This window comes from Mitsuokella multacida DSM 20544, from assembly GCF_000155955.1.
In the GTDB taxonomy this organism is placed as follows: Bacteria; Bacillota; Negativicutes; order Selenomonadales; family Selenomonadaceae; genus Mitsuokella; species Mitsuokella multacida.
This window is the reverse complement of sequence record NZ_GG697141.2, coordinates 358,327-380,127: the sequence shown is the minus strand read 5'-3', so window position 1 is coordinate 380,127 and position 21,801 is coordinate 358,327. Positions and strand designations below refer to the sequence as shown.

Here is a 21,801-nt window from a genome sequence, read left to right as displayed (position 1 = left end):
TTGAGCCAGGGGATTTTTTCTTGTTTGGCTTACATCCGCTGATGAGCGCGGCGGGAGATGACGTCGAGCTGCTGCTGGCGCGTCAGGTCGATGAACTTCACGGCGTAGCCGGAGACGCGGATGGTGAAGTTCGCATACTCCGGTTTCTCCGGATGCTCCATGCAGTCGATGAGCTTGTCCACGCCGAACACGTTGACGTTCAGATGATGTGCGCCCTGATTGAAGTAGCCGTCCATCACGCGCACGAGCGTGGCGACGCGTTCGTCTTCCGTATGGCCGAGCGTCTCCGGCGCAATGGTCTGCGTGTTCGAGATGCCGTCGAGCGCGTACTCATACGGCAGTTTCGCGACAGAGTTCAGCGAAGCCAACAGGCCGTTCTGCTCGGCACCATACGACGGGTTTGCGCCCGGCGCGAACGGCGTGTAGGCCTTGCGGCCGTCGGGCAGTGCGCCCGTGGCGCTGCCGTAGACGACGTTCGACGTGATGGTCAGGATGGACGTCGTCGCCTCCGAGTTGCGGTACGTGTGATGCTTGCGCAGCTTCGTCATGAAGGTCTTGAGCAGCCAGACTGCCATCTTGTCGGCGCGCGGATCGTCGTTGCCGTACTTCGGGAAGTCACCCTCCACCTTGTAGTCGACGACGAGTCCCGATTCATCGCGGACGGTGGAAACCTTGGCGTACTTGATGGCGCAGAGCGAATCGACGACATGCGAGAAGCCCGCGATGCCCGTGGCAAAGGTCCGACGCATATCGGTGTCTATGAGGGCCATCTCGGCGGCCTCATAGTAGTACTTATCGTGCATGTACTGGATGAGGTTCAGGATGTTCACGTAAAGCCCTGCCAGCCAGTCCATCATCAGGTCAAACTTGTGCATGACCTCATCGTAGTCGAGCACCTCCGACGTGATGGGCGCGTATTCCGGGCCGACCTGCATGTGCTTGCCGTCCTTCGTCAGGAACTTCTCGTCCTTGCCGCCGTTGATGGCGTAGAGCAGGCACTTGGCAAGGTTGGCACGCGCGCCGAAGAACTGCATCTCCTTGCCCGTCTGCGTGGCAGAGACGCAGCAGCAGATGCTGTAGTCGTCGCCCCAGACCGGCTTCATCACATCGTCGTTCTCGTACTGGATGGAAGACGTCGTGATGGAGATGCGAGCGGCGTACTTCTTGAAGTTTTCCGGCAGTGCCGAGGAATAAAGCACCGTCAAGTTCGGCTCCGGGGACGGCCCCATGTTCTCGAGCGTGTGGAGGAAGCGGAAGTCATTGCGCGTGACCATGTGGCGTCCGTCCATGCCGATGCCCGCCATCTCGAGCGTCGCCCAGACCGGGTCGCCGGAGAACAGCTGATTATACGATGGGATGCGGGCAAACTTCACCATGCGGAACTTCAGCGTCAGGTGATCGATGAGCTCCTGCGCCTGCTCCTCCGTCAGCGTCCCCTCGGCGAGGTCGCGGCTGATGTAGATGTCGAGGAAGGTGGAGATGCGGCCGACGCTCATCGCTGCGCCGTTCTGCGTCTTGACCGCGGCCAGATAGCCGAAGTAGAGCCACTGGACGGCTTCCTTGGCATTCTTGGCCGGCGCCGAGATGTCGTAGCCGTAGATCTTGGCCATCTCCTTCATCTGCTTCAGCGCGCGGATCTGCTCTGCGATCTCCTCGCGCTGGCGGATGACATCGTCCGTCATGACACCGCAGCCGCAGTTGGCAAGGTCCTCGCTCTTCTTCTCGATGAGGAAATCGAGGCCGTAGAGCGCTACGCGGCGGTAGTCGCCGACGATGCGGCCGCGGCCATAAGTATCCGGCAGGCCCGTGACGATGTGGCTATGGCGCGCCTTGCGCATCTCCGGCGTATAGGCATCGAAGACGGCCTGATTGTGGGTCTTGTGGTACTCCGTGAAGATCTTGTGGAACTTGGGATTCACCTGATAGCCGTACGTCGCAGCGGCCTCCTCCGCCATGCGGATGCCACCGTACGGCATGAACGCACGCTTGAGCGGCTTGTCCGTCTGGAGGCCGACCACCTGCTCCAAATCCTTCAGGGAATCATCGATGTAGCCGGGCCCATAGGCGGTCAGGCTCGAGACGACTTCCGTCTCACATTCGAGCACGCCGCCCTTGGCGCGCTCCTCTTTCTGCAGCTCCTGCACGCGGCCCCAGAGCTTGTTGGTCGCCTCCGTCGGCCCGGCCAAGAAGCTCTCATCGCCATCGTACGGCGTGTAGTTGTTCTGGATGAAGTCCCGGACGTTCACATCGTCCGTCCACTTCACACCCTTGAAACCTCTCCACGCAACGTCTCTATCCATTCCGTTCATCGCGGACCTCCCTTTCTATACTCTATACGTATCTCACGCGTCATCGTTTCATCGACTTCATCTTATTACGTTTCGCGGCTCGATTCTTTGACGAAAATCAACGCCGCTTAAACAGCCCCCAGTATTGCCCTGGCCTTCTGCACTGCCTCTTCCGACGGGGGCTTCACGTCCTTGAGCTTGTTGGGAATGCCGAGTTTCTCCCACTTGTAGAGGCCCATGTTGTGATACGGAAGCACCTCACGGCGCTCGACATTCGTCAGCGTGTCCAGGAAGTCCCGCGTGCGCTGCAGGGCAGCCGGGTCATCGGTATAGCCGGGCACCAGCACCTGCCGGACCCAGATGGGCTTGTGGATTTCCGACAGGTAGCGGAACATGTCCAGGATGTTCGCGTTGGGCTGCCCCGTGAGCCTGCGATGGGCCTCCGGGTCGATGTGCTTCACATCCACGAGCAAGAGGTCCGTCACCTCCATGAGTGCCTTGAACTTGCTGAAAAATGGCTCCTGCCGCGTAAAAGGCTGCCCCGCCGTATCGATGCAGGTGTTGATGCCCCGACGCTTGGCCTTCTGGAACAGGTCGAGCAGGAAATCCAGCTGGAGCAAGGGCTCCCCGCCGCTGACCGTGATGCCGCCCTCCGGCCCCCAGTAAGGCCGGTAGCGCTCTGCCTGGTCCAGCAGATCATCTGCCGTCCGCAGCTCGCCGCCCTTTTTTGCATCCCAGGTATCCACATTGTGGCAGTAGAGGCAGCGCATCGCACAACCCTGCAAAAAGATGATGAAGCGCGTGCCCGGCCCATCAACCGAGCCAAACGTCTCGATGGAATGGACGCGACCCTCTATCATCATGCTTCCTCCTCCGGTAAGACGTGCGCCAACCGCTTGTAGTGCAGGAAATCATCCGCTTCGCCGAGCGCGCGGACTTCCTGCGGCGTGGCCAGGCGGAAGCTCTCGACCTCATCTTCCTGGATCTTGACATCCTCCTTCGTGAAGTCGCCCCGGAATTCATAGATATCCACGAAGTAATTATTCTGCTCAGCCGGGCTGTCACTGCGGTACGTATGGATGCAGCGCCCCTGCTCCGGTGCAAAACGAAGCCCCGTCTCTTCCGCGACTTCCCTGAGTACAGCCTGCTCCGACGTCTCACCGGCCCGGACGCCGCCGCCAGGAATCTCCCATTTGAGCGGGGCCCATTCCTTGTCGGCCTTGCGCTGCGTGATGAGGATGCGCCCCGCCGCATCGCGTATCAGGGCCAGCACCGTCAGATGGTAATCGCCCGGCTTCATGTGCCAGTCATTGCGCAACATCTTGCGCCCCGTGACCCGCTTCTCGCTGTCATAAATATCCCAGAATTCCATGCCTGCACCTCTTTCGTCGATATGTCACGCTTATTATACCACGGCCAATATCGCATCACCAGTTATGTTCGATTTATGTTTGATGAAAATCCCGACTGCCTGACAAGAAACAATCGGGCTCATGCGACTCGATGACGCCGACGGCCTGCAGGTACGAGTAGATTGTCGTGGAGCCGACGAATCTCATGCCGCGCTTCTTGAGGTCCTTGGCGAGAACATCTGAGAGCGGTGAAGTCGTCCGGCCATATTCGTGCACGGTCTTCCCCTCCGTCCACTGCCAGAGATAGCAGTCAAAACTGCCGAACTCCTGCTGGATGCAGTGGAAGACGCGCGCATTCCCTATGGCCGCCTCAATCTTGCGGCGGTGTCGGATGATGGCAGCATCCTGCGTCAACCACTCGACGTCCTCTGCCGTGAACGCACAGACCTTTTCCAGATCAAAGCCCGCAAACGCCCGCCGGAACCCCTCGCGCTTATTGAGCACGCACTCCCACGAGAGACCCGCCTGGAAGCATTCCAAGAGCAGCAGTTCAAAGAGCTTGCCATCATCATGCACAGGCCGCCCCCACTCCTCGTCATGATAGCGCACGTAGCGCTCATTCTTCGGATTGGCCCAGAAACAGCGGCATTTGCCATCCGGCCATATCATCTTCGTCATGTTGCGTCTTCCTCCATCGTCTCCAGCAGAAAGCTCACGGGGCGGAAGCCATCGTTGCACGAGATCATCGCCGAGCGCGGATTCTTCATCCAGCCTTCGTAGAAATCTTCGGCCCCATGCGCGAGCCCCATGACAAACGGCGACATCGTCTCCCAAGCGCTCTCGCAAAGCCCTTCCGGGCGCCTCCAGCCGTCCGCGATGAACACCTGCCCTTCCTCCACCGTGCAGGCATCCTCAATCGGATTCTCGTATTTTGCCATGAGATCCTCATAGCAAGCCTTGCGCATCACCGTGATCCGCACCTTTTTCATCATCATCCCTCCAACACGATTGCATGCATTTGTCTTATAGTGAAATCTAGCATATAATAAGCAAAAAAACAAGGATGCGAAGTGCATGAGTTGACCCGTATCATCGAAGAACTTGCCCAGTGATTCCCCACAGTCATTTACACAATGTCAAATAGATGCAGTAATTTGCATTTCACCTGTAAATCTGATATAATAGAGAAAAACATATTGGATTACAAGGCGGAGTCTGTTCACCGACAGGCTCCGTCTATTTCTTTGTAAGGGGGCTTTTTATTGTATCGAACAAATTTACAGAAAAATATCGTTATACCGAGTCTTATCATCATTGCATCTGTTGCACTGGGATGCATCGCCGTGCCTGAGGGTGCGAAAGCCGTCCTGACGTTTCTCAAGCAGGAACTCTTCAATTCCTTCAGCTGGATCTACATCCTCAGCGTGGCCTTCTTCTTTCTGTTCCTCGTCGTGCTCTGTCTCGGCAAGCTCGGCGATATCCGCTTGGGCGACGATGACGAGGAGCCCGAGTATTCATTCTTCTCCTGGCTCTGCATGCTCTTTTCTGCGGGCATGGGCATCGGCCTGATGTATTTCGGCGTGGCAGAGCCGATATCACATCTCTCGGCGCCACTTCACAGCATGGCCTCGCCTGTCATGCAGACAAAGGAAGCCATGCTCAACACTCTGTTCCACTGGGGAATCCACGCTTGGGCAATCTACGGGATCATCGGCCTCTCTCTGGCCTATTTCGGCTTCCGTTACCGTCTACCGGTGACCATCCGTTCTGGCTTCTATCCCCTGCTCAAGCATCGAATCTACAGCACGCCGGGCACAATCATCGACATTTTGGCACTCTGCGCCACGATTTTTGGCCTGACGACCACGCTCGGGTTCGGTGCCATGCAGCTCCATGCCGGACTACGAGAAGTTGGAGCACTGTCTGGTGTATCCTTCCAGAGCCTCATCTTTATCATCCTGCTGTCCATCGGAGCTGCTGTCTTGTCCTCTATCTCCGGCGTTGGCAAAGGGCTCCGCTACCTGAGCCAGGGCAATCTGATCCTGTCCATCACCCTCATGCTCTTCGTGCTGCTGACAGGGCCGACAGTCTACATCCTGGCCGCCTTTACCGAGAACATCGGATACTACCTGACGCACATCGTAGAGCTGTCCTTCCGCACTTTTGCCTATGAGAGCACCAAGGAAGAGTGGTTCACGAGCTGGACTATCATGTACTGGGCCTGGTGGATTTCCTGGGCACCGTTCGTCGGCCTGTTCATCGCCAAAATTTCCCGCGGACGCACGATCCGCGAATTCGTCGTCTGTGTTCTGCTGATTCCGACGGTCTTCAACCTGCTCTGGATGACGGTTTTCGGCAATGGTGCCATCTGGATGGATGCGCAGACGGCAGGCATGCTGACGCAGGCAGCCGATGCGACCGACCGCCTCTTATTCCTGTTCCTCAACCAGTTGCCCCTCTCCACCATCACGTCGCTGACAGCCATCCTGGTCATCGCAATCTTCTTCATCACATCGGCCGATTCTGGCATATTCGTCATCAACTCCATCGCCTCGCAGGGTAAGAGCACTTTCCCGAGATGGCAGAGCATCCTCTGGGGAAGCATGCTCGCCGTGCTGGCCATCGGCCTGCTCTACTCTGGCGGGCTTGAAGCATTGCAGACCATGACGGTCATCATGGCACTGCCGTTTTCCCTCATCATGGTCGTCATGGCCTTCTGCCTGCTGCGCGGCCTCTGGGTAGATGACTCGTATTTCAGCCGGAACCTCTCCAAGAGCACGGCCTACTGGGACGGAAAGCACTGGCAGGCACGTCTGAAAAAAGTTGTCTCCGCAGGAACGCTCGAGGATGTACGCGCCTTCCTGCGCGATGTCGCTGCCCCCGCCTTTGAGGAATTGCAGGCGGAGTTCGCAAAGAACGGGATTGCCGTGCAGATTCGCAGCGGTGAAGAAAACGGACTCTCGTACTGCGAACTCATCGTCGAGAGCGGCCGTCTCCGCGACTTCCTTTACGGTGTTGGCTGCAAGGAACACGCCATCTCCAAGATGGTCGTCTCCTCCGACCTCCTCCCAAAGATGAATACAGTAGATGACTTCGAGCCGGTCTGCTACTTTGCTGACGGCAGGCGCGGCTATAGCCTCAAGTACATGCGCCGCGAGGAACTGCTGACTGATGTCCTGCGCCAGTACGAGCGCTATATCCGCATGATTGCCAACAGCAAGCACAATCTGTACCTATTCGACAAGAAGAACGATGAGACGTGACGTCTCCGGTGAAAGGTGATGTGAGATGAAATGATGTGGCGTGATCTATTCAATCTAAAGGGAGGCGCCGCCTCCATCCAAGAAATCAACCAGCGCATCCTTGCGGATGCGACGGTATCGGGGACGAATCTCATCGTCCTCGTCATGGCCATCATGATTGCCTGTGTCGGCCTGAACATGAACAGCGTCGCCGTCATCATCGGCGCCATGCTGATTTCCCCGCTCATGGGCGGGATCGTGGCCATCGGGTACGGCATGGCCACATACGATGTGCACTTCATCCGGCAGTCCATGATCAAGCTAGCCTTCCAGGTGGGCTTCGCCATCCTGACGGCCTCCCTCTACTTCGCCATCTCGCCGCTGGCCTACTCGACGGACGAGCTTCTGGCACGCACCTCTCCCACCATCTGGGATGTCATCGTCGCCCTGTGCGGCGGCATTGCGGGGGCCGTTGGCAATACGCGTCAGGAGAAGAGCAATGTCATCCCCGGCGTGGCCATCGCCACCGCTCTGATGCCGCCACTCTGCACAGCAGGATACGGGCTGGCATCCGGCCATTACCCCTTCTTCCTCGGCGCGATGTACCTCTTTTTCATCAACGCCTTCTTCATCGCACTCGCGGCCTTCCTCGTCTTCAAACTCCTCGGCGTCCCATCGCATGGTGATGTCGAGGCCTCACAATTCCAGCGGCAGCGCCTCATCCTGGCGGCTCTCGGCATCTTAATCACGGCGCCGAGCATCTATCTCGCCTATCAGATGGTCGAGGAGAATCTGCGCGACATGCAGGTCAAGAGCTTCATCAGCGAGGATATGGACTTCCAGACGACGAGTGTTGTCTCCTACACCGTAAAGGGCCACGTCCTCACCGTCGATCTCGTGGGCACGCTGCTGACCGAGAAAGAGATTGCCACCCTGCAGGACGAACTGCACGCGCGCAACAGGCTCCAAGACCTCGAACTCGTCGTCATACAGGGGCAGCGCGAACTCGACCGCGAGCAAGTCCAGAATCTCATCAATGCACGGCTTGAGAAGCAGAGCGCTTCCGAAAAGGAAGTCTCCTACAAGAACCTCTCCGCGCAGTATTACCCAGCCTACAAGCGCGCGAGCGCAGACCAGCAGACCATCGAGCTCCTCACACAGCAGGGCCCTCTTCTCTTCCCCGAGGTCCTCTCCATCCAGGGCGGCACATTGACATCCGTAACGCCCCAAAAGGATCAGCCAAAAACGGAGAAAAAAGTGGATCACAAGCGCTTCATGGTCGAGGTCATCGTCAAAGAGCCGCTCCGCCCAGAAGAAGCCGACCGCTTGCAGAAGTGGATTGCCGCCCAAGTCGAGATGCCTGTCCTCATGACCGTCCAGACTGCAGATCATCCCAGTGATTTCTACGGCGACGGCATCGCCTGGCCGTAAAAAAACCTGCTCTCACCATCAAGGTGAGGGCAGGTTTTTCTCTAGGATCAGGCCGTCTGGCTCTTGGCGCGGTGGCTCATGGCAAAGCCAATGAGGATGACGCCTGCGGCGAGGATGACCTGGATGGCGATGGCTGCCCAGTCGCCGACGGTGCTCGTGAGCATCGTGCCGAGGATCTTGTCGTGGGCGATCATGGAGCCCGCCGTCCACCCGAGGAGGCCGGCGCCGGCGTAGAGCACGATGGGGAAGCGATCCATGATCTTGCCAATGAGCGTGCTGCCGCCCACGATGATTGGGATGCTGATGAGGAAGCCGAAGACGACGAGCAGGAAGCTGCCGTGCGACGCGCCCGCAATGGCCAGGACGTTGTCGACGCCCATCGCGGCATCCGCGATGATGATGGTCTTGACCGCGCCCATGAGACTGTCCGATGATTCAACGTGCTCATCCTTCTTCTCCGGCACGAGCAGCTTCACGGCAATCGGCAAGAGAATCAGACCGCCGATTGCCTGCAGGTACGGGATGGTCAGCAGCCAGACGGCCACGAGCGTCATGACGAGGCGGATGATGACGGCACCGGCCGTGCCGATGAGGATGGCTTTCTTGCGCAGGTTCTCCGGCAGCTTGTTCGCCGCCATCGCGATGACGACGGCATTGTCGCCGCCGAGCAGCAGGTCCATCAGGACAATCGTGCCGAGGGCCATGAGGAATTGCATCGATAAGATTTCCATGTGATTGATTCCTTTCTTCAGGTAGTCAAACAAAAAGAGACTTCCGCATGGTATCCGGGAATCCGGGTATCATGCGAAAGTCTCACCTATTACATCAATGTGTGTAACGCTGCCACCAGCCGCTCGCGCGGCATGCTTGTTGACGGCAGGCCAAAGAGGTTACTCCCCTTCGCTATTCGTTTGTAGCATCAGTATAACAGATGGAGGCAGCTGCTGTCAATCCACAAAATCATCTGAGCTTGTGGAAAATAGGCTGCATATGCTCAAATGTCGCGATTTCTGTAAAGCCAATCTCATCGCGAAGAATCGCATAGGCGTCCTTGATGTGGTCGGCCAGATAGGAAGTCTGATGGGCATCAGAGCCAACTGTGATGATACGTCCGCCAAGGTCTTTGTAGAGATGCAGGATTTCACGGCTCGGCTGTGTGTCAGACAAGCCATAGTGCCAGGATGAGGTATTGACCTCGATGCCCTTGCCATCTGCGATAGCCTGCTTGAGAATCTCGGCCACGAGGTCTCTCACCTTGTCAAAGGGATAGCGGCCTGCCTTATCATAGCGGACCAGGAGGTCGAGATGCGCCAGGACGGAGTAATGCTTGAAGGCCTTCATCGTCTTGAGGATTTCCTCGTAGTACGCTTCATTGTACTCTTTCTGGCTCCGCCCGCGCTGGAAATCCTGTGTCCAGAATTCTTTATTGTCGACCTGGTGCATCGAGAACAGCACAAAATCCAGCTCATCCTGATACTTGGCAAAGAGTCGCTCATAATCGTCCACCGTGATGGACTGGATGCCGAACTCCAGCCCCGAGCGGATCTTGATCGCATCGCCATAGGCAGCCCGTATGCGTGCTATCTTAGCAAAGTAGCGAGGATAATCGACGTTGGCGAGCGGCTCGCGCGCCGCATCTCCTGAAGAGATGCCGTCGCCCTGCCGCCACTCGATGCCGCGCGGGTCATCCCAGTCACGTTTGATGCCGTAGTCCACATGATCGGTGAAGCACATCTCATCGAGTCCCAGTTTGATGGCCTTTTCAACCTGGCGCTCCATCAGCTCCTTAGAATCATCAGAGAATTCACTGTGTAAATGGTAATCTGCATACATGTCTTATATCCCCTTTCTCTTGGCTTCGCTCAACGGGTCTTCTGGATGAGGCGCTCGTGCATGAACGCCATGATGGCTAAGAGCACGAGCAAGTAGATTGGCAGCAGCGATATCGACAGATGGTTGGCCAAAATGCCGAAAAGCGGCGGCATGAGCATCGTGCCGATATAAGCAGCGGCCATCTGGACGCCGATGATGGCCTGTGACTTGTCCTTGCCAAAATGAGTTGGAGTTGAGTGTATGATGCAGGGATAAATCGGCGCGCAACCCAGACCAATCAGGATCAGGCCGGCCAGCGCGACTGCATCACCTGCGGGGAGCATCACCGTCACGATACCGAACAAGATCAGTACCTGCCCCATCCGAATCATGCTCTCGTCGTGCATGCGCATCGCAAGGAAGCCATTGATAGCGCGGCCCACCGTAATGCCGATGAAGAACATCGCGCCAAAGCTCGCCGCCTGTTCTGCCGAGATGCCCTTGCTGAGATTCAGAAAGCTGCTCGCCCAGAGCCCGCAGGTCTGCTCGACGGCACTGTAGCAGAAAAAGGCGACCAGTATCTCACGCGCACCCGGTATCCGGAAAATCTCGCGCAGTGAGAGCGGCTTGCGCTTGTGTCCAGGATCTGCCTGCACCTCATCCTTTCGCTCCTTCCAGAGCGGCAGGCTGGCGAACAGGATGATGGTCAGGACGACCTGCATCACCGCGATGATATGGTAGCCCGCCGGCCATCCCTTCCCCATCTCGAGCGCCATGCCCATGATGTACGGCCCTGTCGCCGCACCGACGCCCCACATGCAGTGCAGCCAGCTCATATGCCAGCTCCTGCAGTGAAGCGCCACATAATTATTCAGGGCGGCATCCACACCACCGGCACCGAGGCCGTAGGGAATGGCCCAGAGGCAGAGCATCCAGAACTCGCTCGATGCTGAGAAGCCGAACAAAGCCGTGGCCGTCATGGCGACGCTGATGGCCGTCACCTTCCCCGTGCTGAGCCAGAGCGTCAGCCTGTCACTCTGCAGGCTCGAGACAACCGTCCCGAAGGCAATGATCATCGAGATGATGCCCGCATAAGACAGCGGCGCCCCCAAGTCTTCGTGCATGACCGGCCAGGCCGCCCCGAGCAGTGAGTCCGGCAAGCCCAGACTGATAAAAGCAATGTAGATGATTGCTAAGAGCAAATGTACCATGTATTGTCTTCCTCCTCACTTGATGATATGATTATATCGTCTTTAAATATGAATTCATAGATAAATACAGGCATTTTATATGATGATACCGTCAATCTGAGATAAAAGGAGACGTAATATGGTCAACTTGCACTGCACCCTGCACACTGACAAGAATCAAAAAGAAATCACGCGGCACGGCAGTGTTCTATTTCCCGTGGCATGCTATGAAGATGATATGGCCTGTACAGACGTTCCCATCCATTGGCACGATGAATTTGAATACATCCTGGCGTTCAACGGGACCATCCATCTCCATGTCGGCACAGAGCCAATCACACTGCGGCAGGGAGCAGGTATCCTGATAAATGCAGGCCTCCTCCACTCTGTCTCACATTCCCTTCGCAAGCCGAGCATCCTGCGCTCGCTCGTCGTCCATCCCGACCTGATTGCAGGCTCCCCGCAGTCGTGCTACTGGCAGAAGTTGGTTCTTCCCTTTTACGGCAGACAGAATCTGCCTTTCCTGCTCATGGAAGGTAACGAACCTTGGCATGCGACAATTGCCCATCTGATGATGCATGCCTGGGATGCCATCACGCAAGAGACCGAAGCTTATACAATCGAAGCACGCTATGCGCTCTCCAAGGCACTGCACATCCTGTGCCAGAATCTTCCTTCATCCCCGCCCACAATTTCTCGCGATGTCAGCCTGCTTGAGCGGATGAAACTACTCCTGCAGTACATCGAGCAGCATTACATGGAGACAATCTCGAACCAGACGCTGATGCGTCTGGCTGCCTGCAGTGAGAGCGTCCTACTGCGCAGTTTCAAGAAGACGGTCGGAACTTCACCGATGAACTATCTGCAAAATTACCGCATCCAGCAGGCATCATCACTGCTCCTTTCCACCGATATGACTTCCAGCGAGATTGCCATTGCGACAGGCTTCCATGACATCAGTTACTTCACCAAGATCTTTCATCGGACAACAGGCTTAGCACCGCAACGCTTTCGGGCAGCCCATCGCACCAAATAACATCTTCCCCGCTATGAGCGATACATATACCGTCAGCAAAAACGACTCTCGCACAATGTCTTTAAAGAACATTGAACGAGAGTCGTTCTTATCTCAGTGCCCAAATATGAGTCAACTGTTCATTCATTTGACAGTATAGCCGTTTTCCTGCAGGATAGCTATCGCTTTTGCGAAGTTCTCTTCCTTGATCAGGATGTAGTCCGTGTTATAGGTAGAGACAGCAAAAATCCCGATCTTGTTTTCGGCGAGGATCGTAGAAAGTTTGGACAGGATGCCGATGAGCGAGAAATCCAGCGTGCCCTCGATGCGGAAGGCCCGCCAGCCATCTTCGCGCGCCGTCGTCTGAGATGGCGTGTCCTCGGTCTTGCAGACCAGTGAGAGTTCTTCGTCCGTCTTGGCGAAGAAAAAGAAGTCTGACTTGGTATCCACTTTATCCATCGCATCCAGCTTGCATACCGTCAGCGGGAAATCAATCTTTTTCAGGTTCATCCGTATTCTCCTTAACGTATCAAAGTGTATCAGAGGCGCTGCTCCACAGCGCGCACGGCGTGACGCACGCAGTCGTCGCAGGAGCAGAGCATCTTGCCCGTCTCAATGCCTTTGAGATCCTTGCAGATGGTGGCACCGGCTTTTTCCTCGAACTCATGCAGGATATCGCGCATGATGGCCGCCGTCGGCTTGCCGCTCTTGCCCATGAGCCCCATGACCATGCCAGCGCCACAGAGCGCGCCGCACGTCGCCTCCGTGCAGCCCATGCCCATGCCGAACCCCGAGCCAAGTGCCCGGAGCTCTTCTTCGGATTTGCCGAGCTCTTCCGCAAAGGCCAGCAGTACCGCCTGCGCGCAGTTGCAGTCCTTGTGTTTATACGCCACAGCCCGTTCTGCTCGATTATCGCGATTCTTCATTTCCATGATGATGCTCACCTATTTCCTTTTGAATGTATTTCCCTTCATTATACGCTATCTTCATCCACTTGCAAACAGGTCTACCTACGGCATTTCCCGCAATGGCTGCAGCCATTGCAGATGCGCCGGCTTCCGCATTGCTTGCAGTGGGGGCCGTCGTATACAGGCTGATAGCAGTCCGATGGTTGCAAGGGAAAGCCGATCGGCGTCTTCAGGTTGAAGCGCGGCAGATGGCCGAAACTGAGACCAGAACGATAGGCCTGCTCCGCTTGGCACTGCTTGCTCCGGATGAAATACGAGCGTCCATCCTTGACGAAGTGCGTTCCCGTCTCGATGAATGAGAACGCCGTCTTGTGCACAAGGCATTCATCGTGCAATGTCTTGACCCATTCGTAATGGCAGGGCCGTGCACCGTCGTAATTCTCACCGCCGCAGATGACCTGCTCAATCGCGCCATTCTGCAGATAAGGCATTAGGGATACTGGACCGATCAGCGGCGCACACATGACGCCCTTATGTTTGGCGGGAACATCCAGTAAAACAGGCATGCGCCTATCGGCCATCGCCTGATTCTCGCAAGTGACATTGAGCCAGACATTCTCCCAGCCCTCACCCCAGTCAGATGGCAGATGCGCACGGATGCGCTCCGGCCGCTTCGTCAGCAGGAAAAAGATGACATCAGGCCGCTGGTACATGATGTTCCAAGCTTCTTCACGCCATTCATCCGCCTCCGCCAGAAAAAAGTCCGAGGTCATGCAGACGCGAATGAGCTCACCAGATTGTACACGATACCGTCCGGCCTGGTCACGCTGCAGCGGATAATCAAAACTGCTCGTGCGATAGATATGACGACCGTCCTGCCCACGTTGCCGGTCAAGGAAGTACATATAGCAATTGGCACAGCCGGGGCTGACACGCACGCAGCCATGCCAGGGGTTCCAGATATCATGCATGCTCTTGCTCCAATCCAATCATCTCATCTCGCGTCATTGCCATCATAGTTCGAACATGTCACGCCTCCGCAGGGAAAGATATTGTTTCTCATTGCGCAGAATCTTGGATTTTTCATAATCCATATTGGCTAGGAGGAGTTCTTCTTCCACGCCTGCTAAAGCTGTCAAAGTCCCATCCGGTGCAGCAACCAGGCTCTGACCACAAAAATCCATGACACCCTCGCGGCCGGTGCGATTGACCATGACCGTGTAGAAACTGTTTTGGAATGCGGGGATGCGGAGTTCCCATTGGAATATCTCTAGCGGCTCTGTCGTTTCATTGGCAACAGCAGTGATAGCCACGTCCGCCCCCTTGAGCGCCAGTGTCCGAAAGCTTTCGGGATAATGTCGATCAAAGCAAACAATGAGGCCGATGTTCCCAGCAGATGTCGGCACGACGATAAAACCATCATCTCCCGGTGTGAAATAATCTTGTTCGTAAAAATGCGGTGCTCGTACGATGTGATTCTTCCTGGCAATTGCTTTGATGCAACCCGTTTCATCGATTACCATCATCGTAGAATAGATCTGCGCGTCCCAAGTCAGCGTTAGCGAAAACACCCCGATGATACCTTCGTTCCGACAGGCATGGCAAAATCCCTTGATATAGGGATGGTCCAGTGCAATAGCGATATTTTCCTTAGGAAGTCCCGCATATTGAGGAGTGTATTCGCTAAGCTGACCTTCTGGAAAGCAGACCAATTGAGCACCTGCCAGCTTTGCTTTATGCAGGTACAGTAGAGCCTTATGATAATTCTCCTCCATGTCTTTTGTCAAGTGCAGCTGCGCGCAGGCAATACGAATCATGATTTCTCTCCTTCGTTCCAAGATAACATCAATCCAGAGCCGGCTGAGGCTTGTCCTTGTTCAGGCTCACTGCTGCGCCTATGAGCAGCAGGAATACACCGAGCAGAATGCGGCCGGTAATCGCTTCATTGAGGAAAATCAGGGCCATGAACGGGCTCAGGGCCGGCTTGATGAAATACGTCAGACTGCCGATGAAGGTCGATCCGGTTTCCATGGCCTTGAACCAGAAAATATAGCCGCCCAGCGTGACGCCGAAGACCAGCAGCAGGACCCAGCCGATATTCTCGACGGTATAGCCGCCAAAAAGACTGACTTCGGCAAAGTCAGACAGCCCGACCTGCACAAGCCATTCTGCGACGAAGGGAATATGCGTGCAGCAAGCCAGCAAAAAGAGCTGCACTCCGCCGGCCAGGAAACTCCCCGCCGTCGCCATGGCGCTGCCCAGTTCGTCGATCATCTTCTTGCCGATGACAGCGTAAAAGCTGTAACAGAAAATAGTGAAGAACAGCAGCAGCAAGCCGATGGGGTCCATCGTCATCTGCATCGGATTCACCAGTACAAATACCGCGCCGATGTCAAAGAGCAAAGCTGCCCACTGATGATGTGAAAGCGGCTCACCTAAGACCACCATGGCCATGATTGCGATGAACATGGGATTCAGGGAGAACAGGATGCTCGTGACATTTGCCTGCAGCAGCCATGAGGCCAGCTGATAGGCGGGGCCCACCAAGGCAATGCCGATGAAGCCGAGCAGCTGGAACCAGAGGAAATGCGTCCGGTTCAAGCGTACCTGCCGCTTGCGCAAGTCGAGGAGCGCCAGCGGCAACAGGATGATGCCGGACAGGATATAGCGGCTGAAGTTCACATCCAGGCAGTTCAGCGACCCATTCAGGATTTTTAGAGTGATTTCTGTGAAACTGAACAGGCATGCTGCTGCCAGCATGTAGAGCAGTGGTTTCATCTGTATCATACGCATCATGCAAGCAGCCCCCTTGGATTCTCAACCATCATCTGACGGATTTCCTGACCAGAGATGCCGCGCCGATGGAGTTCCTGTGCAAATTGCCGCAGTCCTTCAGCGGGGTCAGGACTCTGGCATTGGCCGAAATCCGTCGAGAGAATGATGTGCTCCGATCCTGCCAGATGAATACTCGCAAGAATCTCGTCCCAGGAGGCGAGCTGATAATACGGCGTATAGAAGCAGTGCTCGAGCCATGCTCCAGCGTCAAGGAAATCCTGCTGCAATCCGGCATCCGCTTTCGTGATAGGCAGCGAGACATGCGTCACCAGCAATTTCTGGATGCCCATGGCAGCCGCCTCGCTGATCAGGACCAGGCTTTCCTGCGGGGCAAGATGACCTGTCGCTAGGACAAGGTCCTGCTGTCGGATGGCCTCCAGCACCGGATAGACCTCCGGCCGCAAGCTGCCATCCTCTGCAAGGATCGTGATTTTTTTCTGGTCAGAAGGCTGTTCATTGTACTGCCCGAGCGCAGGATTCCGATGCTTCCTCTTGTAGATGGCATCATTAGTCGCATCAACGGTTGGGAACCAGACCACCTTCCCGCCCATCCGGCCGCAGGTCATCACCGCAGACGGATTCAATCCACCGACGCTGTGATTGAGCACCACACTGCCGTAAACGATCCCAGCTTCCTGCGGCGGCATGAGCTCTCTTATGACAGCCGCCCGGCCGCTCGTATCCACGTGATGACACTTGCTCACAAAGCCGCCCATACCAGCCTGATGGTATTGACGTGCCAGTTCTGCATCGGTATACTTCCGTGAGGCACAGTCTGGTGCCGCATGCACATGCATGTCGATGGCACCCGCCAGCCATTCTTTCGACACATCCAAACAATTTTTCGTATCCATGAGCAACATCGTTCCTTCCCGTTCTGCTCTCTTTTCTCAAATCATGAATGCATTCTCTCGCGAAGATACGCAATGAAGCGTTCGGTCACGCCCGTCAATTCCGTCTGGCGATGCCAGAGAACGGCGACGCCGGATGTGGGACTGTCTTCGATGGGGATTGCTTTGAGATTGCGGCCATGCAATGCATGGCAGGCTGAGTCCGGCAGGATGGCGACACCGAGATTGTGCTCGACCATGGCTACGGCATTGGCCAGCGGCGAGAAGGCGCAGGTAATGCGGCATGGAAGTTCCTTTTCTGCAAACCAGCCGGAGATCTCCTCGATGCGCTGTGTCGGCACCATGAGCTCTTCCTGGCTGAGCTCTTCCCAGGTAACGAAGTGCTTTGCCTGGACAGCCAGTCGATGTGAGGGATGCATGAGCACCATCCATTGCTCATCCAGCAGATGGATGGCTTCGTAGAGATTGGCGTCGTATGGCTCGCGGATCAGCGCGATATCGACGAGATGTTTCGCGAGCCGCTCCATGACATCGGTGGAGTTACCCGACCACATATTGTATTTCACGTCGGGATACTGTGCCCGGAATCCCTCAATCCAGGTGGGCAGGTAGATCATGCCGACCGTCTCGATGGCACCGAGGTACAACGTCCCCGAAAGCCCCGACTTCATATCGAGCAGCTGGGTGGCCGTCTTATCCGCCAAATCCGCGATGTGCAGAGCCTGTTGGCGCAGGAACCGCCCTTCATCCGTGATGTGCAGCCGCTTTTTCTCGCGGACGAAAAGTGTCACGCCGAGCTCCTGCTCTAATGCATGGAGTTGCCGCGTCAGATGTGGCTGCGCTATGTGGAGCTCAGCCGCTGCCCTGGTGATGTTCTCATACTCTGCAATCTTCAGGAAATTCCGCAATACCTTGATATCCATACCGTCTTCTCCGTGTAAATGTTCCGTTACTCTTCTTCCTTGATATGCAGTGCCGCGAAGACATTGTCGACAACGGTGTTGCCATTGCGCTCCAACGCCTCCCGCGTGCTGCCGCCTACATGCAGTGTACCAATAAAATTGTCCAGCGACAATAGTGGATGATCTGGGCGCGGCGGCTGCTGCTCGAACACATCCATGCCCGCCGCAAGGATCTGCCCCGTGGTCAGCGCCTGATAGAGCGCCTCTTCATCGACGACACCACCGCGGGATGTGTTGACGAGGATCAAGTCTGGATTGGCCTTGGCAAAGACTGCCGCATTGAACATGTGCTTCGTGCTCTCCGTCAGAGGAACGTGGATGCTGACAAAGTCCACCGCGGCGACCAGCGCCTCGACCGTCTCGACCTTCTGGAAACCCAGCTTCTTGCAGGCTTCTGCCGAGAGGAACGGGTCATAGACGAAGAGCTTGCAGTGGAATGCCGCCCGTGCGATATCCGCGACGAGTTGGGCAATCTGACCGCCGCCGACCAGGCCGAGTTTCTTGCCCGAGAGCTCAAGGCCGACCGTCTCAGGCAGCCCAAACGTCTGGAATTTTCCCGCCTGCAGGCCGCGGTCGAGGAACTTCATCTTGCGCGCCATCGCGAGCATGAAGCCGATGGCCAGTTCAGCGACCGACTGCGCATTGCCGCCCTTCGTGCGCTTGACCGAGATCCCGTACTCCTTCGCCGCCTCAACATCGATGCGGTCCAGCCCCACGCCGTGCATCTGGATGAGCCGGCAGCGCTTTGCCCGGCTGATGACTTCGCGCGGACAGTACTGCTGTCGCACGATGATGGCATCGAGCTCTTCCGGATGGTCAAAATTGTCGACGAGATTGACATGGCGGCGCAGCCGCGCCACAGCCGAATCACAGATATGATCGTGAAGATATACATTGGGTATCATATGGCACTCTCCTCAATTTCCTTATACAGATCACTACTCAGATCACTCGGATATCTTGTATTCTACTTTGCTTCAGTTCATACGTCTAATACTTTATCTCAGTATGTTCATGCCAATCTTGTATGAACATACAAGAACTATGCAAAAACGGAGCGCAAGATTCGCGCCGATGCACGAATCTTGCGCTCCGTTTTCCATGAGGAATTGAGGAGCCATGAAGAAGATGCCGTATTTTCTTGTTTCGATTCATCACAGATGACGCAGGAAGTCCTTGAGCGCCTCTTGCACGGTGAGCAGAAGCTCGCTGCCGTTTGCCAATATCTTTACGCAAAGATTCCCCTCCCCGAAACAGGTCAAGCCAGCTTGGCAATCGTGTTCTGCAACCGTTGCATGCAGATAATCGCGTAACGCCTCTTCGCTCACCGGGAAATGGCAGAGGAGATAATTGCCAAGGTGAGTATAGCCTTCGTATTGGGTGAAGCCCTCACAGTCCACATCGTCTTCCTGCGGAGCAAAGCGGAAATTGTCGGCATAGATGAGATTGCCGCCCGATTTGATGCGCACACGGGAACGGTAGAGTCGATAGGCGAATCGCTCGCCGCGGGCAGCACGGCCACAGGCCAGGATATCGGAATAGAACAAACGACTCGTCTCATCGGCCAGTTCGATGGTGAACGCACTGCGAAAAGCCGAATCGGCAAAAGGCAGGACCGGCAGCGGCGCATAGAACAGCGTGGCATCACGGCCCACCGTGACCACACCCTCACGGATGGCCTCACCCTCCGCCATCTGATGGATTTTCTCGTAAGACTGCGATAGGAACTCGGCTTTCGCGCCAGGCTCCAAGGTGATTGCAATGGACTGCCTATCGCCTGCCATAAGGCCAGCCGATACCTTGACGACCATGATCTGCAGGAATCCATCTTGATGAAAAGGATGCAGGACTTTAAAAGGAGCAGTGAAGGACAGATGACGCATCTTGCCCGGCGCAAGCACCAAGGACAGCTCCGACGTCCGCCCAAAGGGATTTGCTTGCATCATCCTTCACCATTCCCATCATGAACCTCATGAACACCATGAGCGTCTTCCAGCAGGACATTGTGGCGAATCCAGGCAATGATCTCAGGCACGCCCTCTTTCTTCATCAGATTCGTGAACAGAAATGGCCGCGATCCGCGCATCTTCTTAGAGTCGCGCTCCATGATGCTGAGGTCAGCACCGACATAGGGGGCTAAATCCTTCTTGTTGATGACGAGCAGGTCGGAACGCGTGATGCCAGGGCCGCCCTTGCGCGGAATCTTGTCGCCTTCCGATACATCGATGACAAAGATTGTGGCATCGGCCAGTTCCGGGCTGAAGGTCGCTGAGAGGTTGTCGCCGCCGCTCTCGATAAAGACAATCTGTGTATCAGGAAAGCGTTCGGTTAGCTCTTCTACCGCTTCAAGGTTCATGGACGCATCTTCCCGGATGGCCGTATGCGGGCATCCACCCGTTTCGACTCCAAGGATGCGTTCCTTCGGCATCGCCGAGTGCTTAACGAGGAATTCAGCATCCTCTTTCGTGTAGATATCATTTGTCACGACACAGATGCTGTAATGCGGGCAGAGCGCGCGGGTCAGTGCCTCAATGAGAGCAGTCTTACCGGAGCCGACCGGACCGGCCACGCCGATTTTCACATAGGACATAGGGAACCTTCTTTCTCTTGCTTGCTCATATCTTAATACTCTAGTAGGATTCAGGACATATAGAGTCGGGAATAGAGGACTTCATGCTGCATGGCTCGGATGTCAAGGCCCGGTGAGGAAAGGCAGAGGTCATCCGCATCGGCCGCCAGGGCCATGTCAATATACGTACTATAACGTTTGCGAAACGATGCCACAAGGCGCGCGCCATCCGTCTGTGACAGCGGGATGAGTTTGACACAGGTATTCGTCAGGGCTGAGAGCTGTGCGTAGAGATAGTGCTGCAGAGCCGCGCGCTCTGGCAGGCCCAATACTGCCGCGAGCGCGCCATAGCAGACGGGATGGGAGGACGACTGCTCAGCAGCCTTCACATAATCGCCAAAGCGCGAGTCAAACGGCAGACCAATCTTCATGGCATTCTTGGCAAGGCGCCGTCCTAGCTTCTGCAGAGCCTCGCGCGGTTCGCGCGGCACGCGCGCCGCGCAGACTTCTTCCTCAAGAGTCTGCAGCCTTTCAATACCATCCGGTTTAGGGAAAGCTTCATAGGCCAGGCGAGCTGACAACAGTTCTCCGTAGAGGAAGCTGCCCGAGAAATACGCCTGCAGCCATTTTCCTGCTGTTGCTGCATCGTGCACGAGCCCTTGCTGCACATACGTCTCGAGCCCATACGAGTGTGCATATGCCCCGATGGGGAACAGTGCATCATTGAGTTCGAGCAGTAGGAAGAGCGCTTCTTCCTCTGCGAGCGCGCGGGACTCAGGCATGATTTCCCTCCCCCTTCGCAGAAGCGGCACCACCATTGCGATGCGAAGAGGCATGATGATGCGTGCCGGACAAGAGCTTCAGGCGGCATCGTTCCTCGAGCTTGATCTCCTTTTTCTCATAGGGCACCTGAAGTTTATGGAAGAGGTCTTCCATGGCTGCATCATATAAGACAGCAAAATACAGGCAGCCAGATGCGGGACCTTCCACTTCATAGAGCGGTGCATGCCGGTTGCCGACTTCATAACAGAAACGGGCAATTGCTGCGTTCCCCTCCGGCCTTGCCAAAAGCGACAGCACTGGCAGGATCTCGACTGCTACGACCGTGTCCCCGTCCTCGAGCAGGACATCGCCATCGTGCAGGCCGCGCAATTGCGCTTCTGGTGAGAGACGCAGGGCGATGTCACGCCCGCCGCGCGTCGTCCGGCGCAACAGATGCTTCTGCGCATCCGCATAGTCGAGCTGCAATGGATCGACTGCTTTCCCAGCATACGCCGCATCGGACAGCGTACCACATACATGCGTGAGAATCATACTATCTCTCCTTTTACTTTTAACTTTCGCAA

At 56.1% G+C, this 21,801-nt stretch carries 23 protein-coding genes; 3 read left to right on the top strand and 20 right to left on the bottom strand.

Annotated features, from left to right (window positions below; translation table 11 throughout):
• Window positions 1-29 precede the first annotated feature (29 nt).
• The 5 genes from pflB to MITSMUL_RS01820 all read right to left on the bottom strand — a co-directional run bounded on the left by pflB (window position 30) and on the right by MITSMUL_RS01820 (window position 4,629).
• Window positions 30-2,309, bottom strand: coding sequence for a formate C-acetyltransferase (gene pflB, locus MITSMUL_RS01840; protein WP_005839441.1), 2,280 nt, complete (start codon window positions 2,307-2,309; stop codon window positions 30-32).
• 107 nt (window positions 2,310-2,416) lie between these two features.
• Window positions 2,417-3,151: a pyruvate formate-lyase-activating protein gene (gene pflA / locus MITSMUL_RS01835; protein ID WP_005839439.1), complete on the bottom strand. Its 735-nt coding sequence runs from the start codon at window positions 3,149-3,151 to the stop codon at window positions 2,417-2,419.
• The gene (locus tag MITSMUL_RS01830) at window positions 3,148-3,660 is read right to left on the bottom strand and encodes an NUDIX hydrolase (RefSeq protein ID WP_005839437.1); all 513 of its coding nucleotides are present in this window, start codon (window positions 3,658-3,660) and stop codon (window positions 3,148-3,150) included. Before MITSMUL_RS01830 ends, pflA begins: the two co-directional genes overlap by 4 nt.
• Window positions 3,661-3,733: 73 nt before the next feature.
• Entirely contained in the window at window positions 3,734-4,318 is a 585-nt protein-coding gene (locus tag MITSMUL_RS01825) for a DNA-3-methyladenine glycosylase I (RefSeq protein WP_005839434.1), read from the bottom strand.
• Entirely contained in the window at window positions 4,315-4,629 is a 315-nt protein-coding gene (locus MITSMUL_RS01820; protein ID WP_040635304.1) for a TIGR04076 family protein, read from the bottom strand. Before MITSMUL_RS01820 ends, MITSMUL_RS01825 begins: the two co-directional genes overlap by 4 nt.
• 273 nt (window positions 4,630-4,902) lie before the next feature.
• Between MITSMUL_RS01820 and MITSMUL_RS01815 the strand changes: the two genes are divergently transcribed.
• Both MITSMUL_RS01815 and MITSMUL_RS01810 read left to right on the top strand, forming a co-directional pair.
• Window positions 4,903-6,903 carry a BCCT family transporter gene (locus MITSMUL_RS01815; protein WP_005839432.1) on the top strand — a complete coding sequence of 667 codons (2,001 nt, stop codon included), beginning with the start codon at window positions 4,903-4,905 and terminating at the stop codon, window positions 6,901-6,903.
• 30 nt (window positions 6,904-6,933) lie between these two features.
• Window positions 6,934-8,313 (top strand): DUF389 domain-containing protein, encoded by a 1,380-nt coding sequence (locus tag MITSMUL_RS01810; RefSeq protein WP_005839430.1) that lies wholly within the window; start codon window positions 6,934-6,936, stop codon window positions 8,311-8,313.
• A gap of 47 nt (window positions 8,314-8,360) precedes the next feature.
• Here MITSMUL_RS01810 and MITSMUL_RS01805 read toward each other — a convergent pair whose 3' ends face one another.
• The 3 genes from MITSMUL_RS01805 to MITSMUL_RS01795 all read right to left on the bottom strand — a co-directional run bounded on the left by MITSMUL_RS01805 (window position 8,361) and on the right by MITSMUL_RS01795 (window position 11,336).
• Window positions 8,361-9,044, bottom strand: coding sequence for a TerC family protein (locus tag MITSMUL_RS01805; protein ID WP_040635303.1), 684 nt, complete (start codon window positions 9,042-9,044; stop codon window positions 8,361-8,363).
• 229 nt (window positions 9,045-9,273) lie between these two features.
• Entirely contained in the window at window positions 9,274-10,146 is an 873-nt protein-coding gene (locus tag MITSMUL_RS01800) for a histidinol-phosphatase HisJ family protein (protein WP_005839426.1), read from the bottom strand.
• 29 nt (window positions 10,147-10,175) lie between these two features.
• On the bottom strand, window positions 10,176-11,336 hold the full coding sequence (locus MITSMUL_RS01795) for an MFS transporter (RefSeq protein ID WP_005839424.1): 1,161 nt from the start codon (window positions 11,334-11,336) through the stop codon (window positions 10,176-10,178).
• Between the two features lie 118 nt (window positions 11,337-11,454).
• Between MITSMUL_RS01795 and MITSMUL_RS01790 the strand changes: the two genes are divergently transcribed.
• Complete coding sequence (locus MITSMUL_RS01790; protein WP_005839422.1) at window positions 11,455-12,351, top strand: AraC family transcriptional regulator; 897 nt, start codon at window positions 11,455-11,457, stop codon at window positions 12,349-12,351.
• A 123-nt stretch (window positions 12,352-12,474) separates the two neighbouring features.
• On the opposite strand, the gene MITSMUL_RS01785 is transcribed toward MITSMUL_RS01790, so the two are convergent.
• The 12 genes from MITSMUL_RS01785 to MITSMUL_RS01730 form a co-directional block, all read right to left on the bottom strand.
• The gene (locus MITSMUL_RS01785; RefSeq protein ID WP_005839420.1) at window positions 12,475-12,840 is read right to left on the bottom strand and encodes an ACT domain-containing protein; all 366 of its coding nucleotides are present in this window, start codon (window positions 12,838-12,840) and stop codon (window positions 12,475-12,477) included.
• 29 nt (window positions 12,841-12,869) lie between these two features.
• The gene (locus MITSMUL_RS01780) at window positions 12,870-13,262 is read right to left on the bottom strand and encodes a C-GCAxxG-C-C family protein (RefSeq protein WP_005839419.1); all 393 of its coding nucleotides are present in this window, start codon (window positions 13,260-13,262) and stop codon (window positions 12,870-12,872) included.
• Between the two features lie 74 nt (window positions 13,263-13,336).
• The gene (locus MITSMUL_RS01775) at window positions 13,337-14,209 is read right to left on the bottom strand and encodes a DUF5131 family protein (protein WP_071599932.1); all 873 of its coding nucleotides are present in this window, start codon (window positions 14,207-14,209) and stop codon (window positions 13,337-13,339) included.
• A gap of 42 nt (window positions 14,210-14,251) precedes the next feature.
• A complete protein-coding gene (locus MITSMUL_RS01770) occupies window positions 14,252-15,055 on the bottom strand; it encodes a carbon-nitrogen hydrolase family protein (RefSeq protein ID WP_005839415.1) in 804 nt (267 codons plus the stop codon).
• A gap of 28 nt (window positions 15,056-15,083) precedes the next feature.
• Window positions 15,084-16,016 (bottom strand): DMT family transporter, encoded by a 933-nt coding sequence (locus tag MITSMUL_RS01765; RefSeq protein WP_169627113.1) that lies wholly within the window; start codon window positions 16,014-16,016, stop codon window positions 15,084-15,086.
• Between the two features lie 14 nt (window positions 16,017-16,030).
• The gene (locus MITSMUL_RS01760; protein WP_040635725.1) at window positions 16,031-16,927 is read right to left on the bottom strand and encodes a DUF6282 family protein; all 897 of its coding nucleotides are present in this window, start codon (window positions 16,925-16,927) and stop codon (window positions 16,031-16,033) included.
• 41 nt (window positions 16,928-16,968) lie between these two features.
• The gene (locus MITSMUL_RS01755; RefSeq protein WP_005839408.1) at window positions 16,969-17,847 is read right to left on the bottom strand and encodes a LysR family transcriptional regulator; all 879 of its coding nucleotides are present in this window, start codon (window positions 17,845-17,847) and stop codon (window positions 16,969-16,971) included.
• Window positions 17,848-17,873: 26 nt separating this feature from the next.
• Window positions 17,874-18,791: an NAD(P)-dependent oxidoreductase gene (locus MITSMUL_RS01750; RefSeq protein WP_005839406.1), complete on the bottom strand. Its 918-nt coding sequence runs from the start codon at window positions 18,789-18,791 to the stop codon at window positions 17,874-17,876.
• A gap of 249 nt (window positions 18,792-19,040) precedes the next feature.
• Window positions 19,041-19,832, bottom strand: a complete 792-nt coding sequence (locus MITSMUL_RS01745) for an urease accessory protein UreD (RefSeq protein WP_005839402.1) — start codon at window positions 19,830-19,832, stop codon at window positions 19,041-19,043.
• On the bottom strand, window positions 19,829-20,476 hold the full coding sequence (gene ureG, locus MITSMUL_RS01740) for an urease accessory protein UreG (RefSeq protein ID WP_005839401.1): 648 nt from the start codon (window positions 20,474-20,476) through the stop codon (window positions 19,829-19,831). Before ureG ends, MITSMUL_RS01745 begins: the two co-directional genes overlap by 4 nt.
• Window positions 20,477-20,526: 50 nt before the next feature.
• Window positions 20,527-21,237 carry an urease accessory protein UreF gene (locus tag MITSMUL_RS01735; protein WP_005839399.1) on the bottom strand — a complete coding sequence of 237 codons (711 nt, stop codon included), beginning with the start codon at window positions 21,235-21,237 and terminating at the stop codon, window positions 20,527-20,529.
• Window positions 21,230-21,769, bottom strand: coding sequence for an urease accessory protein UreE (locus MITSMUL_RS01730; protein ID WP_005839397.1), 540 nt, complete (start codon window positions 21,767-21,769; stop codon window positions 21,230-21,232). The genes MITSMUL_RS01735 and MITSMUL_RS01730 overlap by 8 nt, the downstream gene beginning before the upstream one ends.
• Window positions 21,770-21,801: the final 32 nt, after the last annotated feature.